This window comes from Nostoc sp., from assembly GCF_041747015.1.
In the GTDB taxonomy this organism is placed as follows: Bacteria; Cyanobacteriota; Cyanobacteriia; order Cyanobacteriales; family Nostocaceae; genus Nostoc.
The window spans coordinates 1-21,505 of the sequence record NZ_JBGTFY010000348.1 but is presented as its reverse complement, the minus strand read 5'-3'; the positions used below and the strand labels follow the sequence as shown (position 1 = coordinate 21,505).

At 42.1% G+C, this 21,505-nt stretch carries 15 protein-coding genes; 13 read left to right on the top strand and 2 right to left on the bottom strand.

All coding sequences use genetic code 11. From position 1 onward, the window contains the following. Positions 1-92 precede the first annotated feature (92 nt). The 4 genes from glmU to ACEW80_RS27875 all read left to right on the top strand — a co-directional run bounded on the left by glmU (position 93) and on the right by ACEW80_RS27875 (position 9,040). Entirely contained in the window at positions 93-1,442 is a 1,350-nt protein-coding gene (gene glmU / locus ACEW80_RS27890; RefSeq protein WP_373529716.1) for a bifunctional UDP-N-acetylglucosamine diphosphorylase/glucosamine-1-phosphate N-acetyltransferase GlmU, read from the top strand. Positions 1,443-2,122: 680 nt separating this feature from the next. After that, positions 2,123-5,767, top strand: coding sequence for a pyruvate:ferredoxin (flavodoxin) oxidoreductase (gene nifJ, locus ACEW80_RS27885; RefSeq protein ID WP_373529715.1), 3,645 nt, complete (start codon positions 2,123-2,125; stop codon positions 5,765-5,767). A gap of 484 nt (positions 5,768-6,251) precedes the next feature. Next, complete coding sequence (locus ACEW80_RS27880; protein ID WP_373529714.1) at positions 6,252-8,579, top strand: beta strand repeat-containing protein; 2,328 nt, start codon at positions 6,252-6,254, stop codon at positions 8,577-8,579. A gap of 266 nt (positions 8,580-8,845) precedes the next feature. Beyond that, entirely contained in the window at positions 8,846-9,040 is a 195-nt protein-coding gene (locus ACEW80_RS27875; protein ID WP_373529713.1) for a hypothetical protein, read from the top strand. A 176-nt stretch (positions 9,041-9,216) separates the two neighbouring features. Here ACEW80_RS27875 and ACEW80_RS27870 read toward each other — a convergent pair whose 3' ends face one another. Both ACEW80_RS27870 and ACEW80_RS27865 read right to left on the bottom strand, forming a co-directional pair. Next, positions 9,217-10,131 carry a DUF1338 domain-containing protein gene (locus ACEW80_RS27870; protein ID WP_373529712.1) on the bottom strand — a complete coding sequence of 305 codons (915 nt, stop codon included), beginning with the start codon at positions 10,129-10,131 and terminating at the stop codon, positions 9,217-9,219. A gap of 54 nt (positions 10,132-10,185) precedes the next feature. Next, a complete protein-coding gene (locus ACEW80_RS27865; RefSeq protein ID WP_373529711.1) occupies positions 10,186-11,496 on the bottom strand; it encodes an acetyl ornithine aminotransferase family protein in 1,311 nt (436 codons plus the stop codon). A gap of 379 nt (positions 11,497-11,875) precedes the next feature. Here ACEW80_RS27865 and ACEW80_RS27860 point away from each other — a divergent pair, with 379 nt between their 5' ends. The 9 genes from ACEW80_RS27860 to ACEW80_RS27820 all read left to right on the top strand — a co-directional run bounded on the left by ACEW80_RS27860 (position 11,876) and on the right by ACEW80_RS27820 (position 21,413). Then, entirely contained in the window at positions 11,876-12,253 is a 378-nt protein-coding gene (locus tag ACEW80_RS27860) for a fasciclin domain-containing protein (protein ID WP_373529710.1), read from the top strand. Between the two features lie 941 nt (positions 12,254-13,194). After that, entirely contained in the window at positions 13,195-13,344 is a 150-nt protein-coding gene (locus tag ACEW80_RS27855) for a DUF1816 domain-containing protein (RefSeq protein WP_373529709.1), read from the top strand. Between the two features lie 570 nt (positions 13,345-13,914). Beyond that, positions 13,915-16,227, top strand: coding sequence for an NACHT domain-containing NTPase (locus tag ACEW80_RS27850; protein ID WP_373529708.1), 2,313 nt, complete (start codon positions 13,915-13,917; stop codon positions 16,225-16,227). 465 nt (positions 16,228-16,692) lie between these two features. Then, positions 16,693-17,181, top strand: a complete 489-nt coding sequence (locus ACEW80_RS27845; protein ID WP_373529707.1) for a two-component system response regulator — start codon at positions 16,693-16,695, stop codon at positions 17,179-17,181. Positions 17,182-17,376: 195 nt separating this feature from the next. Then, positions 17,377-18,039, top strand: coding sequence for a type I-MYXAN CRISPR-associated protein Cas6/Cmx6 (gene cas6 / locus ACEW80_RS27840; protein WP_373529706.1), 663 nt, complete (start codon positions 17,377-17,379; stop codon positions 18,037-18,039). A gap of 2 nt (positions 18,040-18,041) precedes the next feature. Beyond that, positions 18,042-19,619, top strand: a complete 1,578-nt coding sequence (gene cas8a1, locus ACEW80_RS27835; RefSeq protein WP_373529705.1) for a type I-MYXAN CRISPR-associated Cas8a1/Cmx1 — start codon at positions 18,042-18,044, stop codon at positions 19,617-19,619. Continuing rightward, a complete protein-coding gene (locus ACEW80_RS27830; protein WP_373529704.1) occupies positions 19,597-20,565 on the top strand; it encodes a CRISPR-associated protein in 969 nt (322 codons plus the stop codon). Before cas8a1 ends, ACEW80_RS27830 begins: the two co-directional genes overlap by 23 nt. Beyond that, positions 20,562-21,200, top strand: coding sequence for a type I-MYXAN CRISPR-associated protein Cas5/Cmx5/DevS (cas5, locus tag ACEW80_RS27825; protein WP_373529703.1), 639 nt, complete (start codon positions 20,562-20,564; stop codon positions 21,198-21,200). Before ACEW80_RS27830 ends, cas5 begins: the two co-directional genes overlap by 4 nt. 75 nt (positions 21,201-21,275) lie before the next feature. After that, positions 21,276-21,413 carry a hypothetical protein gene (locus tag ACEW80_RS27820; RefSeq protein ID WP_373529702.1) on the top strand — a complete coding sequence of 46 codons (138 nt, stop codon included), beginning with the start codon at positions 21,276-21,278 and terminating at the stop codon, positions 21,411-21,413. Positions 21,414-21,505 lie beyond the last annotated feature (92 nt).

Sequence of the window (21,505 nt, the reverse complement as noted above, 5' to 3'; positions counted from 1 at the left end):
CTGTCTTTTATGATTAGCTGGTATGATTTGAGCCGACATCTCAAAGTACCAATGGCATTAATCACAATTTTAGAGATAGCCGATAGCTAATTATGGTAGTTGTAGCAATTCTAGCTGCGGGACGCGGCACACGGATGAAATCACACTTACCCAAAGTTTTACATTCTTTGGGTGGGCGATCGCTAGTAGAGAGAGTTCTTGCAAGTGTAGAACCACTTTCACCCTCACGGCGAATCGTGATTGTGGGGTATCAGTCCGAGGAAGTCAAAGCCGCCATGCATTCAATTCCCAGTTTGGAGTTTGTCGAACAGACTGTGCAACTGGGTACAGGTCATGCCATCCAGCAATTACTTCCTCACTTGGAAGATTACACTGGGGATTTACTGATACTTAACGGCGATTTACCGTTGATACGGAGCGAAACCCTTGAGCAGATGTTACAAACTCACGCCCAAAATCAGAATGCCGCTACCATTCTCACCTCGCATTTACCTGATCCCACAGGCTACGGGCGCGTCTTTTGTAACGATGAAAATATTGTGCAGCAAATGGTCGAACACAAGGATTGTACTACTGCCCAAAGACAAAATCAGCGGATTAATGCTGGGGTTTACTGCTTTCGCTGGCCAGATTTGGCCAAGGTGTTACCCCACCTACAGGCAAACAATGCCCAAAAAGAATACTATCTCACCGATGCCGTGACTCAGGTGGGACGAGTGATGGCAGTGGATGTTGGGGATTATCAAGAAATTCTCGGTATTAACGATCGCCTGCAACTGGCAACAGCAGCCGAGATTTTGCAAAGGCGAGTCAAGGAAAAATGGATGCTGGCGGGTGTCACCCTCATCGATCCCACAAGTATCACCATTGATGATACGGTAGAATTACAGCCGGATGTAATTATTGAACCTCAAACTCACCTGCGGGGAAATACGGTGATTCAAACAGGAAGTCACATTGGTCCGGGGAGTTTAATTGAAAATAGTCAGTTGGCTGAAAATGTCACGGTGCAGTATTCTGTGGTCACAGATAGCATTGTGCAAGCCGGAAGCCGCATTGGCCCCTATGCTCATTTGCGTAGTCAGGTAGAAGTGGGTGCTGGTTGCCGTGTGGGGAATTTTGTGGAATTAAAAAATACGCAATTAGGCGATCGCACGAATGCAGCACATTTATCATATATAGGTGATACCGTTGTCGGCAATCAGGTGAATATCGGTGCAGGGACAATTACCGCCAATTATGACGGCGTAAAAAAACACTGTACCAAAATAGGCGATCGGACTAAAACTGGTGCCAATAGCGTTTTAGTTGCTCCACTCACCTTGGGAGATGATGTTTACGTGGCTGCTGGTTCCACTGTGACAGAAGATGTCCCTGATAATTCTTTGGTGATTGCTCGTAGCCGTCAGGTTGTGAAACCAAGTTGGCGCAAGAATCGGTAATAAAGCCATAATCAAATTATCCAAGCGCCCACTTTTTGATGATAGTGAGCGCTCCAGACTTCTGTCTTGATAAAACTTATGTTACGGATATAGCAGTCCTAAATCATTTGTGAAAAGTTCTTTTTCTGGTGTTGCAGAGATTCCCGACCCCATACCCCACAAAAAAGAATAAATTATCTTAAAGTCTTATCAAATAAATACTTTGGTTATTGAGTACTTTATTAATACATATTAATAGATGCAGGATTTCGGATGAGATATTAATAGATGCAGTATTTATTTACAGCAGTTTTCATGTATTTAAACCCCTACCGCGTGGTCTATTTACCTGAAAATAGCTGTAAGAGGTTGTTTGAAAAGTGGTTTGTTGTGCTTTTAATCGAATTATTACCCCCCTTATAAAGGGGGGAAACAATAAAAAAATTCGGTTCCCTCCCCTTATAAAGGGGAGGGTTAGGGTGGGGTAACAACATTTGATACGTCAATCATGACTTGTTCATTCATCCTCTAAAGTTAATTTTGCATTGGAGGTTTTCGGTTCATGCACCAAAGCTATTTTTAGGTAATCCCCCTCATAACAGCTATTCGTGTTCACTGATTTCCTAGCTCTGGCTATTTCTAATTCTTCTAGTCACACGTTCTGAATAATACAGTTTAGAGACTGGGACAAAAAACAAATTATGAACAAAACCTTTGCAACTATCGACGGGAATGAGGCTGTTGCCCGTGTTGCTTACAAATTAAATGAAGTAATTGCCATTTATCCTATCACCCCCTCTTCAGCAATGGGTGAATGGGCAGATGCTTGGTCAGCAGAAGGTCATCCCAACCTTTGGGGAACTGTTCCCAGCGTCATGCAGATGCAGAGTGAGGGGGGAGCCGCCGGTGCTATGCATGGGGCATTACAAACAGGTTCCTTGAGTACCACCTTTACGGCATCTCAGGGATTATTGTTAATGATCCCCAACTTCTACAAAATTGCCGGTGAACTGACTAGCGCCGTGGTTCACGTTGCAGCCCGCTCTCTGGCGACTCACGCACTATCAATTTTTGGCGACCATAGCGATGTGATGGCAGCTCGTGCTACTGGTTTTGCTCTACTGTGTTCCGCCTCGGTGCAAGAAAGTCAAGATTTTGCTCTCATCGCCCATGCTGCTACCCTAGAGGCGCGAGTCTCGTTTATGCACTTCTTTGATGGCTTCCGTACTTCTCATGAAGTGCAGAAGGTCAAACTGCTTTCAGATGACGATTTGCGATCGCTTATCCACGATAACCTAATACTCGCTCACCGCAGCCGTGCCCTTACCCCAGATCGTCCAGTATTGCGCGGTACTGCCCAAAACCCTGATGTCTACTTTCAAGGACGTGAAGGCGCTAACCCTTACTACAACGCCTGTCCTGAAATTGTCCAGCACATCATGGATCAATTTGGAGAACGCACGGGAAGGCATTACCAAATCTATGAATATTACGGAGCCAGCGATGCCTCGCGCGTTATCGTTCTTATGGGTTCAGGCTGCGAAACCGTTCATGAAACGGTAGATTATCTTAATGCCCGTGGTGAAAAAGTTGGTGTGGTGAAAGTGCGACTTTACCGCCCCTTTGATGTCCAAAAGTTTGTTGCAGTATTGCCAACTAGTGTACAAGCGATCGCTGTTCTTGACCGCACCAAAGAACCAGGTAGCGCTGGGGAACCGTTGTATTTAGATGTCGTGGCTGCTATCCATGAAGCGTGGGGAGATAAGAGAGCAGGGGGCAGGGAGCAGGGGGCGAAACTTCCCCTCTTCACCCTGCCCCCTGCCCCTCTGCCTAAAATTATTGGTGGTCGTTACGGTCTTTCTTCTAAAGAATTTACTCCGGCGATGGTGAAAGGCATTTTTGACAACCTTGCTCAAGTTAAGCCGAAAAATCACTTTACTATTGGGATTAATGACGACGTTACTTACACTTCTCTAAACTTTGACCCCAATTTCTCTACAGAATCGGATCATGTCCTTCGGGCAATGTTCTATGGGTTGGGTGCTGATGGCACTGTTGGGGCTAACAAAAACTCTATCAAGATTATTGGTGAAGAAACCGACAATTACGCCCAAGGTTACTTTGTCTATGATTCTAAGAAATCTGGCTCGATGACCGTTTCTCATCTGCGTTTCGGTAAAGAGCCAATTCGCTCTACTTATCTAATTAACCAAGCCAACTTTATTGGCTGTCATCACTGGGGATTTTTGGAACGCATAGATATTTTGAAGGCTGCTATTCTTGGGGCGACTTTACTGCTTAACAGTCCTCATGATGCAGATACCGTCTGGGAAAATCTGCCTCTGAAGGTGCAGCAGCAAATTATTGACAAGCAGTTGAAGTTATATGTGATTAATGCTAGTCAGGTCGCCCGTGAAAGTGGCATGGGCGGAAGAATTAATACTATTATGCAGGTATGTTTCTTTGCTTTAGCGGGTGTATTGCCACAAGAAGAAGCCATCGCTAAAATCAAACAAGCGATTGACAAGACTTACGGGAAAAAAGGCGCAGAAGTTGTCCGCATGAACTTGCAAGCTGTAGACAACACCTTAGAAAACTTGCATAAGGTAGCTGTACCACAGACAATCAACAATCCAAAATCTAAAATCGTTCGACTGAGTGAAGTTGAAGTCCAAAATCCAAAATTGCTAGACTCCGCCCCCGAATTTGTGCGGGATGTTCTGGGCAAAATCATGGTGTGGGAAGGAGATGACTTACCTGTTAGCACACTACCAGCTGACGGCATATTTCCCGTAGGTAGTGCCAAGTGGGAAAAACGTAACGTTGCCGAAGAGATACCTGTGTGGGAGCCGAATGTCTGCGTTCAATGTGGTAAGTGCGTGATGGTTTGTCCCCACAGCGCCATCCGTGCAAAAGCTTATCAATTAGATGAGTTAGTCAATGCACCAGGAACTTTCAAGTCAACTAATGCCAAAGATAAAGACTTTGCTAATCAAAAATTTACCATTCAAGTTGCCCCAGAAGATTGCACAGGATGCGCCATCTGTGTAGATATTTGCCCTGCCAAAAATAAATCTGAGCCATTATTTAAAGCGATTAATATGGCACAACAGTTGCCATTGCGCGAGGATGAACGGAAAAACTGGGATTTTTTCTTAAGTTTGCCCAATCCTGATAGACGATCGCTAAAATTAAATCAGATTCGCCAACAACAACTGCAAGAACCTTTATTTGAATTCTCTGGTGCTTGTGCAGGTTGTGGTGAAACACCTTATTTAAAATTATTAACACAATTGTTTGGCGATCGCGCCGTCATCGCCAATGCTACAGGTTGCTCTTCAATTTATGGTGGCAATCTCCCCACCACTCCTTGGACAACAAACGCCCAAGGACGCGGCCCCGCGTGGTCTAATAATTTATTTGAAGATAACGCCGAATTTGGTTTTGGCTTCCGCCTTTCCTTAGATAAACAAGCCGAGTTTGCGGCGGAACTATTGCAAAAGTTGGGGAGTGAAATAGATGAGAACCTTGTTCATTCCATTCTCAAAGCTGAACAGAAGTCTGAGGCTGATATTTGGGAACAGCGCGAAAGAATAGAACTATTGCATCAGAAGTTAGATGAAATCCTAACTCTCAACCCCAATCTCAAATCCAAAATCCAAAATCTAAAATCCCTTGCTGATTACTTAGTGAAAAAAAGCGTCTGGATTGTTGGCGGTGACGGTTGGGCTTATGATATCGACTTTGGCGGCATCGATCATGTGATTGCTAGTGGTCGAAATGTCAATATCCTAGTGATGGATACAGAAGTGTATTCCAACACAGGCGGACAATCTTCTAAAGCTACGCCACGAGCAGCAGTTGCTAAATATGCCGCCAGTGGCAAGCCTGCGCCTAAAAAAGACTTAGGTTTGATTGCCATGACCTACGGAAATGTTTATGTAGCGAGTGTAGCCCTTGGTGCTAGAGATGAACATACCCTCAAAGCATTTCTAGAAGCAGAGGCTTATGATGGCCCATCATTGATTATTGCTTACAGCCATTGCATCGCCCACGGCATTAACATGACTACAGGAATGAATCATCAGAAAACTCTGGTAGAATCAGGTCGTTGGTTGCTATATCGGCATAATCCAGAGTTGCTTAAACAGGGTAAAAATCCTTTGCAATTGGATATGCGATCGCCTACGCAACCTGTAAAACATTCGATGTATCAAGAAAATCGCTTCAAGATGCTCACCAGGAGCAAACCCGAATTAGCAAAGCAGTTGTTAGAACAAGCGCAAGCCGAAGTCGATGCACGTTGGCAGATGTATCAATATTTGGCAAAACGCGACACTTTCTAAACATCTACCTAAATTTTGTGATAAACATCACGATTTTGGTAATAAACATCGCAATTTTTATGACAAAAGCACGATTTTGGTAATAAACATCACGATTTTTGTGGCAAAGTTGCAATTTTGATTATAAATATCACCCTTTTTATGACAAAGTTGCAATTTTTCTTACTAACTCTATGGTTGAGCGTGAGTTCGACAAATCTCTTCCTGCCTTAAACTAAAGTTAAAGTCTGTCTCTCTCCAATTTAGAGAGGGAAGGTTTTGCGTGGTAAAATTACGGAGAGGTCTTTGCTAAAATAACGCCCAGCCTATTAACAAGGTTTAGAGCTTCATAAGAGTATTTAAGTGATTTAACGGCTATCAAAGTAATTTTTGTTTACAAAGTAAAATCGGTTAACTAGCTGACACCAAAAAACCGCTATCAATACAATTCGTAATTGATTGTCAGCTTTGTAATTCGTGAATAAAAACTAACACTGGAGAAGTGATGGCAAATTCAACTTTTAACGTTTCCGATCTCAACGGCACTAACGGCTTTGCCATCAACGGCATCAATGCAGGTGACGAATCAGGCAGTTCCGTCAGCAGTGCGGGAGACATCAACGGCGATGGTATCGATGACCTGATTATCGGGGCATTTCTGGCCTCCCCCAACGGCAAGTATTCAGGACAGAGCTACGTGGTGTTTGGTAGCAAGGGGAGAATTGAAGCCCAACTCAACCTCTCCACCCTCAACGGCACTAATGGCTTTGCCATCAACGGCATCAATACAGATGACTTTTCAGGCGCATCTGTGAGCAGTGCGGGAGACATCAACGGCGACGGCATCGACGACCTGATTATCGCGGCATCGGGTGCCTCCCCCAACAGCATCGCCAACTCCGGGCAGAGCTACGTAGTGTTTGGCAGCAAGGGGGGAATTGAAGCCCAATTCAACCTCTCCACCCTCAACGGCACTAATGGCTTTGCCATCAACGGCATTAATGCACGTACCCTATTAACCATCTCTGTGAGCAGTGCGGGAGACATCAACGGCGACGGCATCGACGACCTGATTATCGGGGCACCAGGTGCCTCCCCCAACGGCTCCTACGACTCAGGGCAGAGCTACGTGGTGTTTGGTAGCAAGGGGAGAATTGAAGCCCAACTCAACCTTTCTACCCTCAACGGCACTAATGGCTTTGCCATCAACGGCATCAATGCACTTGACATTTCAGGCTTCTCTGTTAGCAGTGCGGGAGACATTAACGGTGACGGCATCGACGACCTGATTATTGGGGCAGCAAATGCCGACCCCAACGGCAAGTATTCAGGGCAGAGCTACGTGGTGTTTGGCGGCAAGGGGGGAATTGAAGCCCAATTCAACCTCTCTACCCTCAACGGAACTAATGGCTTTGCCATCAACGGCATTAATGCAGGTGACAATTCAGGCTCATTTGTGAGCAGTGCAGGAGACATCAACGGCGACGGCATGGACGACCTGATTATCGGGGCACGAGGTGCCGACCCCAACGGCACCTACAACTCAGGGCAGAGCTACGTGGTGTTTGGCAGCAAGGGGGGAATTGAAGCCCAATTCAACCTCTCTACCCTCAACGGCACTAATGGCTTTGCCATCAACGGCAGCATTAATGCACCTTTCCTAAACAAGACCCCTGTGAGCAGTGCGGGAGACATCAACGGCGACGGCATCGACGACCTGATTATCGGGGCACCGGGTGTCAATGTCGACCCCAACGGCTCCTACAACTCAGGGCAGAGCTATGTGGTGTTTGGCGGTAAGAATATAGGCAGTGGCAGCACCATTAACCTGACGGGAACTCCTGGCACAGATACCCTTGTAGGCACAGCCAGCGACAACATCATCGACGGCAAAGCTGGTAATGATACCCTTACAGGTAAAGGTGGTCAAGATAAATTTGTGTTTCTCTTGGGGGATGGCAATGACATTATCACCGATTTTGGTGGCGTTGGTAAAGGCTCAAACCCATCGGCAACGGTGATTGCTAAAGTGGACACGCTGCAATTTACAGGTAATGGCTTAACTGCCCGAAATCTGCAATTAACTCAAAGTGGCAACAACTTAGAAGTCACCTTTGAAAATGTAGCTAACACCAAAGTCACTCTGCAAAACTTCAAACTAGAAAACCTGGATAACCTGCCAGCATTTTATTTCAGACCTGCACTCGGCAATATTTTGTTTAATGGGCAAACCAGCATCAGCGACAGCTTTGATGTGATTAATGCCAACTCCACTCAAACTAGCATTTTCAACAAAAACACTGTCACCTTCTTCAATGACTTAAACAATAACATCGCGGGTTTAGATAAATCCAACGATGTAATTAATGGTCAAGGAGGTAACGACATTATCGATGGCTTGAGTGGCAACGACCTGCTGCGGGGCGGTGCTGGTAATGATACTCTTATCGGTGGGGCTGGTAATGATACCCTTGTCGGTGGCGCGGGTGCTGACAAATTCCTTTATGATACTAATGCTCCCTTTGCTAGTGCTGCTGTTGGTGTAGATACCATTAGCGACTTTAACAGTTCTCAAGGTGACAAGATTGTACTGGATAAAACTACCTTTAATGCGATCGCTTCTACTGCGGGAACTGGTTTTAGTAACGCCAGTGATTTTAAAATAACTTCTTTAGGGGGAGCTAGCAGTGGTGTGATTATCTACGATGCTGTGAGTGGGCAGCTGTTCTACAACTCTAACGGCAGTGCGGCTGGTTTTGGCAGTGGCGGTTTATTTGCAACTCTCACTGGTGCGCCCACTCTCGCCGCATCAGATTTTGTGTTGCAAGGGTAGTTTGCTCAAAACATGGAAGGCCAAGCTTAGAATACGAAACATTGAGTTGGAAACCTTGAAGCTTTTATTATGTTTAGTAAATTACTTGTGTCAGGGACTTCTAAAAAATAAATCATCCAAAATTATTTGTACATTTGTCGGGGCGTATTGCACTACGCCCCGACAATGGGATACTTTTTTAATTGGAAATCCCTTACTGCGTGACCTCTCCTCCAACGCTTCCCCTAGTAGCTACGGTGTAGACACAAGTCTTTTGACCTGCACCTTTGTTGCATCGACCTACATCTTTATTGCATCGACCTACATCTTTATTGCATCGACTTGCATCTTTATTGCATCGACCTGCACCTTTGTTGAATCAACCTGCACCTTTGTTGCATCAACCTGCATCTTTGTTGCATCAACCTGCACCTTTATTGCATCGACCTGCAAAAATTAATTTACCCTACGTTACGCAGTAACTTTAAAAGGTTTGTGTGTACACCGTAGGCATAATACCATTTCACACAAACCCCGATACATATAGATTTCTCGCAGGGGCAATTCATGAATTGCCCCTGCCAACGTATTCGTATCATTATTAAAGTGAAATGGTATAAGTTCTAGAATTGTCGAACCTAATATCATTTACTCTCGGTTATTTAGATAAACGAGTCATTTCAAACAATTGCTGGGCATTACTTCCTAAAAAAGCATCGAAAAGTATTTGCTTTCCAGGTTCCACCTCTACTAAATAGCGCTGGGCAATTTCATAATAGGCGTAAGTCCAAGGGATCTGAATTTCTGCGCCACTGTTATCATCTAATACTGTCACCATTGACCTTACTGCTTGAGTTGCAGTTTGCCGCAAACCACAGGCAACATTTCCCTCTATCTCTGCTTTCATCGGTACACCCAGGTTAGTCAAACCAGCGGCGGTAGTCTCAATGTCTGGATATTCTGGAGTATTCTGTTCGTTGACATAGCCGGTAAAATGGTTGACAGCATATCCATGCAGCAACACCCAAGCCCCATACTGAGTAACTTGATTAACCTCTTCGACAACAGAACGCTGGGGAGGTAGCCAAGGGCGGGTAAAAACTTGCTGGAGTTGTTTGGCAATGGTTTCAATATTCCCGTCTTTTTGTAGAAGAGTCAGGGGTAAGGTCAGCTCCTCTGGGATTGAAGATATTGTTTTAGAGATGAGTTGAGCAATATTAGTAGGCAATTCATCGACAATCAACTCGCTGATAAACAGTTTGGGTAAGTTAAATTCCTCTTGCTGTGGATGACGATAATAACGGGCATATAAATGGGTTTGAGCAAAATTATACTCTCCGGCAGCGACGTAACCTAAAGCTTCTGCAAGTTGTCCAAGGTAGTCAATTCCCAAATTAACTTTACCCTGTGGAGTATCCACTAATAAACGCAAAGACCGAAAAGCGATGTGGTCGTTGGCGAGAGTTCCACCCGCAGATGTAATCATTTGCTGGTAGGTGCGGGCATGACTTACTCTGGTGCTGTATTCTTGCCAAAGTAGTTTCCATAGATGAAGGGGTATTTCGGGTTTCATGGGTTAATTTTTCTCACGCAGAGGCGCAGAGGCGCGGAGTGTTTTTGGGTGGGGTTACAATATGTCTGAGAGAATCTGGAGGGCAATTTGAATTTGGTCGCTGTCGATAACTAGAGGTGGACAGAAACGAATTGCTGCTTTACCGCAACCTAGCAACAATAAACCGTTTAAGAAGGCTTCTTGGATAATGCGATCGCGCAATATATAATCAAGATTGCCCTGTTCATCCAATAAGTCCACCGCAACCATCAAACCTTTACCTCGTGGCAAGGATACTCTAGGAAATCTTTGATGCAACTGAGTCAAACTAGCTTGTAATAATTCTCCCATTTGGGTAGCGTTGGTCATCAAATCACTTTCTAGCAGTCGCAGAGTAGCAATACCGGCGGCACAAGCTACGGGATTACCGCCGAATGTGGTAGCGTGAGAACCAGGAGGCCAAGTCATTAACTCTGGTTTAGCAAGTATCGCTCCTAAAGGCAAACCACTGGCGATACCTTTGGCTGTAGTAATAATATCAGGCATCACATCCCAATGCTCGATCGCAAATAAGCGACCAGTTCGCCCCATCCCCGATTGCACTTCATCTACTACCATCAGAATACCGTAGCGATCGCAAATATCCCGAATCCTCTGCAAGAAACCATCTTCGGGGACGATATACCCACCTTCTCCCTGAATCGGTTCGACTATAATTGCCGCTACTTCTTGCGGTGGTAAAATTGTGCCAAATAGTTGTTTTTCCAGGTAATCTAAGCTAGCGTGAGTGCCGTAGGGAATATGAGTCACACCAGGAACTAAAGGCCCAAAGTTAGCTCGTTGCACTGTTTTGGAGCCAGTTAGAGACATTGCTCCATAGGTGCGTCCGTGGAATGCGCCTAAAAAAGCAATGATTAGCGATCGCTTGGTGTAATATCGAGTTAGTTTGATCGCTCCTTCGTTGGATTCTGCTCCCGAATTGGTGAAAAATACCTTTGCGGGAAAAGCAGCATGATGTGGTTGGGGAAAGGGAGCGCGAATCGCTAATTGTTCCGCTAGTTCCACCATCGGCTCATAATAAAAATCCGTTCCTGACATATGTAGTAGACGCGCCGACTGTTCTTGAATTGCTTTGACGACTTCCGGGTGAGCGTGTCCGGTGGCGGTGACAGCAATACCTGCGGTCATATCTAAAAACACATTGCCATCTACATCTTCTACCATACAGCCCTGGCCGCGGGCTACAACTAATGGGTAATCGCGGGTATAAGAAGGGGAAGTTACGGCGCGATCGCGTTGTACAATTGCTTGAGCGCGAGGCCCAGGTAAGGACGTTATTAAGCGCGGTGTACGAGGTAAAGTTAAGTTAACAGGAATACTTAACATAGGTTTTCGGAATTTTTTAAAGATTACTGATGATTAAATGCTAAAGTATGATTGCTTAAAGTAGCATTTGATTCCATTAGTGCAAGAATTACACATTTATCAAAAAATTAGAGGATACAACTGCGATCGTGAAAAAATGCAGATAATTTTTCAGGAATCCTCAGAGGTAGTTAACGAAAAAGCTTCATGATAAAGAGTTTCGGAAACTTTTAAGACTCTCCTCCTTTTGATATACAACCTTTGGAAGATATTGTAATTATTTAAATAATTTACGCACATATCATAGAACTTATACGCTATTCAACCGTTTGCTCGAACATGATATCTAACACTATGATGTCATACTAGGAATAATCTTATAAAACTATACAAAACCAAAATGAAACAAGTGGCTAATATTTTGAATACTGCCGTTAGCTCTGATTCTTTTAGTAATTTGGTTGCTGCAATTAAAGCCGCCAATCTGATAGATACCCTCGAAAATATTGATTCGTTCATCCCCTGTGCATCCACAGATAGAGATTTTGCAAAGCTTCCAGCAAGCACTATGGAGATATTACTTAACAATATTAATCATCTCCAAAAACTCCTAACGTATCACATCGTTTCTGGGAAAGTGATACCGATAAAACCGATTGAAGGTTCAAGTTTGTTTAATAGTGTTAACGTAGATTATAAGTCACAGACTGAACACCCGATGTTGATGATAACGGTGTCATCTACATCATTGTTGATTCCTCAGTCAACAAATTTATAAATAGCGAATAACATCTATAGCAATCCTATGTGAGTTTTGAAAATTAACCTAAACGCATAGTAGCGATAAACTAGCGTGATATTAGCTCTAAGCAAACTACCCATAGGAGCCTCTCGTAAAGAAGAAAAGAAAATAAAGGCAAGATTTCATAAATGTCTTATGAGTGTTATGTAAGGTAAAAACTATAAATATTTTTTACCCCATTACTATCTAGATATATTTTAGTAAATACTTTATCTTCAAAATTACCTGACAAATAAAGACAACCTCAGTCATATTCATTTAACAAATTAGGCTTAGAAAATGAAACATTTATTAACAAACAAAACTAATTTGATTATTAGTTACAGCCAATATCATATATCTCCAAAAATTAGTCAGTATATGGAGGAGAAACATACTTGTATTTGCTGTTCAAATGCTTTACTCCGTCACATAGGTTCGGGAGGAGTTTACTGGCGTTGTAGCTACTGCTGTCAGGAAATGCCAGTTTAGCAAACAAACCAAGAAAAATAAAGAATGTCTCTATATCGCAATACGCTTCAGTTAGCGCAAAAAACCTGAAGCTGCGTAGGTTGGAGAGCCACTGCGCCCTTGCGGTTTCCCGACTTGTACCCCTCCGGGGAAGCAAGCTACGCGCAGCGTCTCCGGTAAGGAGAAGCATATGGCGTTTGAGGAACGAAACCCAACATTTGGGCAGGTTTGTTGGGTTTCGCAAAGCCTCAACCCAACCTACAATTTTCCTTAACTGAACCGTATTGCTCTATATCGGACTATTCTTTAAATCTGCGCTCCAATCAAATGCTGGATTTGCCATCTGCTGATTGTGCTAATTTAATTCTTGTTTGCTAAATCAATTACATTAGCAAGGTTGAGATTGGAGAGTCACCTAGAAACCAAAGCTATCTTAAATCAAGTTTAATTAATCATTGATATCACTCATGAATTTATTTCAATCTAATCAGTCAGAGTTTTTCTGGTGGGTAGAAATTAACACGGCTGTTCCGCGCTGTACTTATTACTTTGGCCCTTTTGATAGTGAAAAAGAAGCACAGCTTTCTACAAGTGGCTACGTCGAAGACTTATATTAGGAAGGAGCCAGAGACATCGTTGCACTAATCAAACAATGTCAGCCTGATGTCCTAACGATTTTTCAGGAGGAAGCAGAAGCAAAAGTCCAAATATTTAGTTTTTGAAGTAAGTCTCGCAGATATTTTGCTAAAAGGGCTTTTTCGATAATATAGCAATACTAAATCATTCGTGAACAATAAGATTCCCGATTTCTTCAAGAAGTCGGGAATTTAATTATCTATAAATGTTTCTGGTTTGTTCTGCCAGATTCCCTTGACTCTTGAAAAAGAAATCAGAATTCAGGAATCAGAATCAATACTTCGGCAAGTGTTACGGTGAGCTTGCCGAACTGCTCAGTATACTTAAGTATTACAGTTCAATGTTTGAGTTCAAATCTTGTCAACGTTTGAGATGTATAAGATAAACGTCTGATGTTTAAGTTTGTGACAATAGTTAAAAAATTGAGGTATTATCTGGGATTTTGTATAAGATTAATCGAGTAGAATCGTAGGATCACAGAAAAAGCTAGAAAATTGCAAATATTAATAAAAGTTTAAGTTCCTGATTTAGAAGAGCAAAGTTTTTATCCTATGGTCAAGAGGTCGCTACAGTTAACACTCACTGGGATTCAAGAGGCTAAAAGAGAATTTGCTCGCAAGGGGTGGACACAAGACTATCTGGCAGAGGAAGTTAATCTCAAGACTAGACAACCGATTTGGCGGTTTTTCAGTGGTCGTCCGGTTGAACGTCATACCTTTATTGAAATTTGTAACGTGTTGTCACTGAATTGGCGGGAGATTGCTACCAATCCTCCAGCAGAATCCTTGGAATTAAAAGAATCCTCTCAGTGTTCTGTTTCGGATATTGATACATTGGTGCAGAAAGTGCGATCGCATCGCTTCGATAAAATTCAAGACCAGTGTGGTATTTTGCAGTTATTGGATATCGGTCATCCCGTTGCGATCGATGATATATATATAGATGTGAATATTTTGGAGCAAATTGCCAGTCAACAATACTTTGAGATTGCTGAACTGCAAAAGCTTGATCCAAAAGAATTTGACCGTTTTGGCTTAGGTGAGGTTGACCAGAAACAAATACCCGGTATGCGAGCAGTTGAAACATATTCCAAACTCCGGGTACTGGGCAAACCGGGGGTGGGTAAAACTACCTTTTTGCAATATCTCGCCATTCAGTGTAACAAAGGCGCATTTGCGGCGAATCAGATTCCGATCTTCATCACACTGAGAAATTTTGCCCAAGAGTCTAAGATTACCAACGAGTTCAGCTTATTAAACTACATCCGCCAAGAGTTTCTCACATCTAGAATTTTAGATCCTTCAGTCATCGAAACCTTGCTTAGTGCAGGCAGAGTATTACTATTGCTTGATGGTATGGATGAAATTCTTAACCCACAAATCAATGCTGTCTTAAGTGAAATTCGCAGATTTTCAGAGAAGTATCACAAAAATCTTTTGGTAGCAACTTGTCGGTCAGCGTCTCAAAAACTCAGCATCCGAGGCTTTACCGATGTTGAGATTGCCCCATTTACCTCAGAACAAATCCGAGCCTTCGCTCAAAAATGGTTTGTGACGTTTACCAAGACCAACGCTCAAGATGGTGAGGCGCAGTACGTTCAGTTTATTCAGAAGTTGGAGTTAGATGAAAACTGGCAATTTCGCCAACTCGTCGTCAAACCCCTGTTTCTGCATATTGCCTGCTGGGTGTTCCACGGACAAGAAAAATTTCCGATTAAGCGGACTGACTTTTATAAGCAGGGTTTAGACCTGCTGTTGGGCAAATGGGATGAAGCTAAAGGCATTGAACGAGACGACATTTACCGAGGGTTTTTATTACCACAAAAGCTCAAATTATTGAGTCAAATTGCAGCGGCGACATTTGAGAAGGGTCAGTACTTTTTTGAGCAACGTGTCGTTGAGCAATACATTGGTGACTATATTCAGAATCTGACCAACGAGCCGATGGATGCAGAAGAAGTGCAAATAGAAAGTGAAGCAGCGCTGAAGGCAATGGAAGCCCAACATGGGATACTCGCAGAACGGGCACGGGGAATTTTCTCCTTCTCCTATCTAGCGTTTCAAGAATACTTCACGGCGAAAAAAATCGTTGCTAGCCATAACCTACAGGCATTAGAGCAAGCCCTGGGAGGTTTGGTGAGTCACATCACTGACCCGCACTGGCGCGAAATCTTCTTGTTGACAGCTACCATGCTCCGAAGCGCAGACTCTCTTGTACAGTTGATGAAGCAACAAATTGATGCACTGGTTGCCGAAGACGCTTATTTACAAGAATTTTTGACCTGGGCTAGTCAAAAATCTCGCACTATTCCAACTAAATCAAAAGATGCGACAGTTCGAGCATTTTACCTTGCCTTGAGTCGTGACCCTCGCCTAGCTTCTCAGTTTGCCTTAACCAGCAGCCTTGACCAGGGAATGTTTCTGGATGCGCTATTAGATAACCTACTGCTGGAATGTGCAATTGAGGGGAACCAGGACTTTGCCCACATGCACATCTGTGGAGAAGCTCTAAGCAACATTCTGGGCATTGTTCTGGATGTTGGACTTCATAAATCACTGCAACAACTTTCTGACCAATTTCCGAATTTTGGTCAAAGTGAAGAACGGTTTCAGCTATGGTGGCAGACGAACTATTCAGCTTGGGATCAGCAGTTAAAGACGACGATTGGTAATTATCGCAATATTAACCACCAGTGGCAGTTTAGCCCTGAACAAGAGCAAGTGCTGCAACGCTACTACGATGCCAATCAGCTACTACTCGATTGCCTGCGTAGCAATTCTGAAGTGACACCTGCTATCCGAAAGGAAATTGAAGCCACTTTATTGTTGCCTCAGAAGGAACTTGAAGACAGGGAATGGCGATAAGTAGTTGGCTCTAGAACGTTTTGCTAGCGATAAGATGACTTTTAAAACATCCTCTAAGAGGTTTATACTAGGCAAAACCATCCCTCGCCCACTTCTTGCAGAGGCACAGATTTAAACCTTAGTTCAAGGCAGGGAGAAGTTCGTCGAACTTATGTTAAATTAGCCTTTATTACGTTTTGTGTTGTAATCAATCAAGTAATTCAGGAAATCAAACAACGCTTTGCCAGATTATAGAAAGAAAATCTTTGATTTAACTTATAGCAAAAATTCTTCTTTCGGTACTCTTCTTTATAACTATTCTTTTTTCTTCTAAGCCAGACGCTGCGCGTAGCTTGCTGTGAGTAGTCCGAAACGTTTCTAATGAATGCGCCTTTTGACCTAATACAGTAGAGATGCAGAATTTCTCATCTCTACTACGGATTTTTCAGCCCACTTTGCACTTGAAGTCCTAATTGCAGTCTTGTTATGAATTTAATCAATAGCTTTTGTTTGACAGTTGGCATACTCAAAGGTGTACGAGTACTGGTTGTAGACAACGATCGCGATAGTAGAGATTTGTACGCATTTTTACTTAAAGACCTGGGCGCAGATGTGGTGACAGCTAGTTCCGTAAAAGAAGCTTTAGAAACCTTGAGTTGGTTCATACCCAATATACTGGTCTGTGAAATTAGATTCTTAGGTGAAAGTATTTATACGTTGCTAAATACTTTGAATGCTATGGAGGCAGACAACGGCAAGCATATTCCAATTATTGTAACTTCAACATCTACCACAGGTACTAATGACCAAGTTCCAGATGTAGAGTTTGAAGAATATTTACTTAAACCATTCAACCTTGACAAATTGGTTTCTGTGATTAGAAATCAAGTACAAGAAAAGGTTTTTGCCCTGTGTGACTTTACCCATAACTTTGCCGCGACTGAAACCATAACTTTGCCGTCAATAACACTATAACCCTCATTCTTGCGTCAGCTAATTTTGGATGAAGTTGATAGTTTGGAACCATAACTTTGCCGTTAGTTCAAATTAGAAGGATAAGCTTGCCGTGAGTCCAATCAAGCATAGAAAGCAGGAAAGCACCGAATTTTTTTAGAATGGAGCAGAAGCGGTTTATGCTGGTATGGGATAGAAACTTTCGGCTATCCATCTATGACAGCCATATTAATTCAAAGTGAGGAATATGTAGACTTAACGTTTAAGCTGAGAGGCGCATCGATTCCTCTTGATAATGGTTATGTCATCTATAGTGCTTTGTCCAGTATTTGTCCTAGCCTTCACGAACTAAAGTCTATTGGGATTCATCCGATTGCTGGAATACCGACCAGGAACAATTTGCTTGAACTCACTGCTCAATCTCGTCTAAAAATTCGGATTTATCATGAGCAAATCCCTTTAATTTATCCTTATTTAGCGGGTCAAGCCTTTCATATAGGTCAAAATTTTTATCAACTAGATATTCCCGACTACAAACCGTTAATTTCTTCAGAAAGTGTCTATTCCAGATTAGTGATAATTAAAGGGTTCCAAGACTCTAATAATTTTATTGAAGCTGTTCAACGGCAACTGGATAATTTAGGAATACAAGGAAAAATTGAACTTCTTACCCGACAAGATGGAACACCTCAACGAAGACAATTAACCATCAATAAAGAAGGGAAACAGTTTAAAGTTAGAGGATTTGGGGTAAAAATCAGCGAACTCAACCCAGAAGATTCCTTAATCCTGCAAGAACAGGGGATTGGCGGGAAACGAAAGATGATGTGTGGAATATTTGTCCCAGCGACTCGCAGCAAGGAAGAAGAGGAAACCTGATCATGGTTGCTACCCAACCCAAAATTTCCCTATCTCTCGATGCTGCGGATACGACAATAATGCATCGCGCCGGAATGACCGGACTTTACATGACGTTAAAGCGATTAGAAAAGCAATATCCCTCATCTCGTCAACGGGGAGGACATATATCATGGGTTCTGACTGCTGATACTATTGAATTATTTTGGGAAGGAAGTGATTTCGTTGCCCTATCTTGGCTAATTAATGAGTCTTTTAAATTAGATAATATGGGTTTAATTCATTTAGCAGGATTAGACAATGATGCAATAGATTTAAGTCAGAAAATTTATATTCATGAGGGAATGTGTGCTGTTTTTTTGCGTCATAATCAATTTTATCAAGCAGGAGAGATAATTAACACTGAACTAACTGTTGAAGAAACAAAAGTCGAGTATCAATATAAATCTCTAACTTGGTACGCACATCAAACCTTTGCAGAAAAGTTATGCGAGGCAGATACCCAAGAACTCAGACAGGATTATATTCAAATAACCAGTTGGTTGTATTTAGGGGGAATTGTTCGTCATGCTCGGACGCAGAGCGCTACAAAAATAGAAGAAAAACCTGAATACGCCTTAGCATTATTATTTGTACCAGTAGTTTGTCATTATTGCTTACTTCATATACCATCAGAAGACTTAAAAGAAAGGAAACCCCATCGCTACTTGGTGGTGATTCCAGAAATAAAGGATTTTGAAGACGCTTCTCAAAGGAGATGGGGATTACAGCAATTAGAAACTAAACAGTTTCATGTTAGTAGCCTTGGGGAAGCAGGATTACTTTATTACAGCTTAGACGATATTCAGCCGGAAGTGGGCTACTATCAAGCTTGTCAAGTTTGGTTATATGAAAAAACAAATAAAGCCTCTCGTCAACGGACATTGATGAGTATAGAAGAAATTAAAATTGACAAGAATATTTTAATCACTTATCAACAGGTGCAAAAATACTTTAAAACTAATTATCAGATAATTAAATATAAGCAAATTTTTATTAAGGTCAATCCGATTCGCTCCCTGATTGCTGATAATTTAGTGAAAGGAATCCATTGGTGGTCTAATTTTTGGGAAAAATTGGTGATAGAGGATTCAAAAGAATATTTATTTAACCAGTTATTTCCCAATCGAAAAGGATTCATAATAATGGCAGAGAATAGTGAAGAAGACAAGCAGTATCTTATTTTTATTAAGGTATTTCAACAAGCTATGAAGGGCAACTTTGCTAAAATGTATGCCAAAGCAGAGGAAGGAAAAGATCCTCCAATTAAGAAGAAAGTTGAACGATTAAGGGCAGAGCTAAACTATTGTTATGATGAATTATCATTTCAGGAATATTTGTCCGACTTTTTAGTAAGAGGGGGATTAAATAAGTATTTTAATGAGCATCAAGAAGAAATTTCACTACTAATTAAAAAAACACCTTGGCAAGAACTAAGAATTTGGTCATTGTTAGCGATCGCCAGTTATAAACCCAAAGATAAACCCACCAACAGGGATGATAGTCCATTCCCAAACAATCAAAACCTAGAAGAAGTGAATGATGAGTCAGAAGAAGAATGACAATAATATCCCAAATTATTATCTATACGGAACAGTCCTCACTCGTTATGGTTTAGCGTCCTTAAATCATGACATTAGACGAGGAAATAAGACTATTTTGCAAAAAGGCTATTGGAATGGTAAAATTCATTCTTTTGTAGGTTCAAGTGCAATTCGTTGGGCGTTACGTTTTTATCTTCAAAAGCAAGGTTATTTAGTTAATCGAGTTTGGGATGAAGACGAACATATTAATCGGTTAACAAGTGAAAATTTCGATCCCGAACAATTTTATGATGATGATATTTTTGGATTTGCTTTATTAGAGTCTGCTGAAACAGAGGAGGAGACTTCAACAACAAAGAGAAAAAAGAAACAAACAAAAGTCAGTACTCCTAATCAGCGAATGGGTGCTTTAGGGATGAATATGGCTGTTTCGCTAACGCCTTATGATGGTGCAGTCAAGTTAGGGGCAAAAAGTGGCAGAGAAAAGGATAGCACATCGCTTCATTTTACAGAATATCATGCAACTCGATATCAATATTATTTTGGAATTAATGCCACTCATCTCAAAGACTTTTCGCGGATTTTACCTCTGATAGATGGGATTATGAATTTGCCAAAGGTAGGAGGAAGTAGTAATATTTTTAATTATTCTTTCTGTCCCGATAGTTTGGTATTACAATGGACAAATCATTTTGCTTCATATATTTCCTATTGCTTTGAATATTGCGATATTCAAAGTAAGGAAGCGAAATTTACAACAGAGTTTATAGATGAAGTGGAATGCGGACAGATTGACCCTAGTCAATTGTGGATTGGGGGAACAATTGTTAAGGAGTTACAGCAATTAGATAATTTTGATAATTCCCCTTTTAAGAAGGCGCATCTTTATCGTAATCGAAATGAACTGATTGAAGCCTTGAAAACAGTCATTAAAAGAGATTTGGGCTTAGAAGAATCAAAATGATTGCACCATTAATTCTCTATTTGGATGTTCCATTTACGACTTTTCGGGAGTCCCACGCAAGGGAAATGGGAAAAACCTATCCTGTCCCTCCTCCAGCGACAGTGTATGGAATGTTGTTGTCTTTGGTAGGGGAAACGAATGTCTATCGCCACTGTGGGGTAGAATTGGCGATCGCAATGTTATCTAGCCCCAAAAAGTCACAAATTTTGCGTCAAATGAGACGGTTTAAAAATCCTGATTTTAGCCATCCAGAGAATCTTATTCCCTGTTATCAAGAAATTTTGTCTAATCTGAAGTGCTTGATTTGGGTTCGTTCTGACGAGGAAAAGATACAACCAAGTTTAAGGGAGAGGATACAGTTAGCGTTTGACCATCCTGAGCTAGTAAGACGGTTTGGTTGTTTATTTTTGGGAGAAAGTGACCAGTTGATTAAAACGATCAAACTTGTCTCGGAAGATTATCTAGAGGGAGTGAGACAGTGGGCGATTAGAGATAATCGAGGCAGGTTAACCTTACCCTATTGGGTTGACCATGTGGGGTCAAGAAATACCCGATTTTTGAGGTATCGGATTGAGAAAATGCCAAGCTCAACACCTCCTGATTTGGCGTGGACGATGATTCAATCTCCAATTTGACAAGTATCTCTTATGGGAAAGGGAGTTTAGGATTAAAGAATGGCGGGAAGGTTTACACGGTAAGGGATATGGTAATTGAGACAAGAAAAAAGGTGCTTGCCATTTTTGGGAAAGTTTATCGGCACTGGGTTTGAGGCGCTGAAAGTAAGGGAAACTTTGGTAAGTTCCTATACTTTTGCAGAAATTGACCCAGAAATTAAATTCCTGAGCTAAGTATCAAAAAGTTGCAACTGGTGGTCTAGGCGGCTAAACGAAGAATTTGATCTAGCTCACGTGAGCGTGGCGTCAAGTCCCCTTCAGGAGCG

Bases quoted from the DNA above. Each gene is read 5' to 3' on its own strand.
- glmU (WP_373529716.1), top strand. From the start codon at position 93: ATGGTAGTTGTAGCAATTCTAGCTGCGGGACGCGGCACACGGATGAAA.
- nifJ (WP_373529715.1), top strand. From the start codon at position 2,123: ATGAACAAAACCTTTGCAACTATCGACGGGAATGAGGCTGTTGCCCGT.
- ACEW80_RS27880 (WP_373529714.1), top strand. From the start codon at position 6,252: ATGGCAAATTCAACTTTTAACGTTTCCGATCTCAACGGCACTAACGGC.
- ACEW80_RS27870 (WP_373529712.1), bottom strand. From the start codon at position 10,131: ATGAAACCCGAAATACCCCTTCATCTATGGAAACTACTTTGGCAAGAA.
- ACEW80_RS27865 (WP_373529711.1), bottom strand. From the start codon at position 11,496: ATGTTAAGTATTCCTGTTAACTTAACTTTACCTCGTACACCGCGCTTA.
- ACEW80_RS27860 (WP_373529710.1), top strand. From the start codon at position 11,876: ATGAAACAAGTGGCTAATATTTTGAATACTGCCGTTAGCTCTGATTCT.
- ACEW80_RS27855 (WP_373529709.1), top strand. From the start codon at position 13,195: ATGAATTTATTTCAATCTAATCAGTCAGAGTTTTTCTGGTGGGTAGAA.
- ACEW80_RS27850 (WP_373529708.1), top strand. From the start codon at position 13,915: ATGGTCAAGAGGTCGCTACAGTTAACACTCACTGGGATTCAAGAGGCT.
- ACEW80_RS27845 (WP_373529707.1), top strand. From the start codon at position 16,693: ATGAATTTAATCAATAGCTTTTGTTTGACAGTTGGCATACTCAAAGGT.
- cas6 (WP_373529706.1), top strand. From the start codon at position 17,377: ATGACAGCCATATTAATTCAAAGTGAGGAATATGTAGACTTAACGTTT.
- cas8a1 (WP_373529705.1), top strand. From the start codon at position 18,042: ATGGTTGCTACCCAACCCAAAATTTCCCTATCTCTCGATGCTGCGGAT.
- ACEW80_RS27830 (WP_373529704.1), top strand. From the start codon at position 19,597: ATGATGAGTCAGAAGAAGAATGACAATAATATCCCAAATTATTATCTA.
- cas5 (WP_373529703.1), top strand. From the start codon at position 20,562: ATGATTGCACCATTAATTCTCTATTTGGATGTTCCATTTACGACTTTT.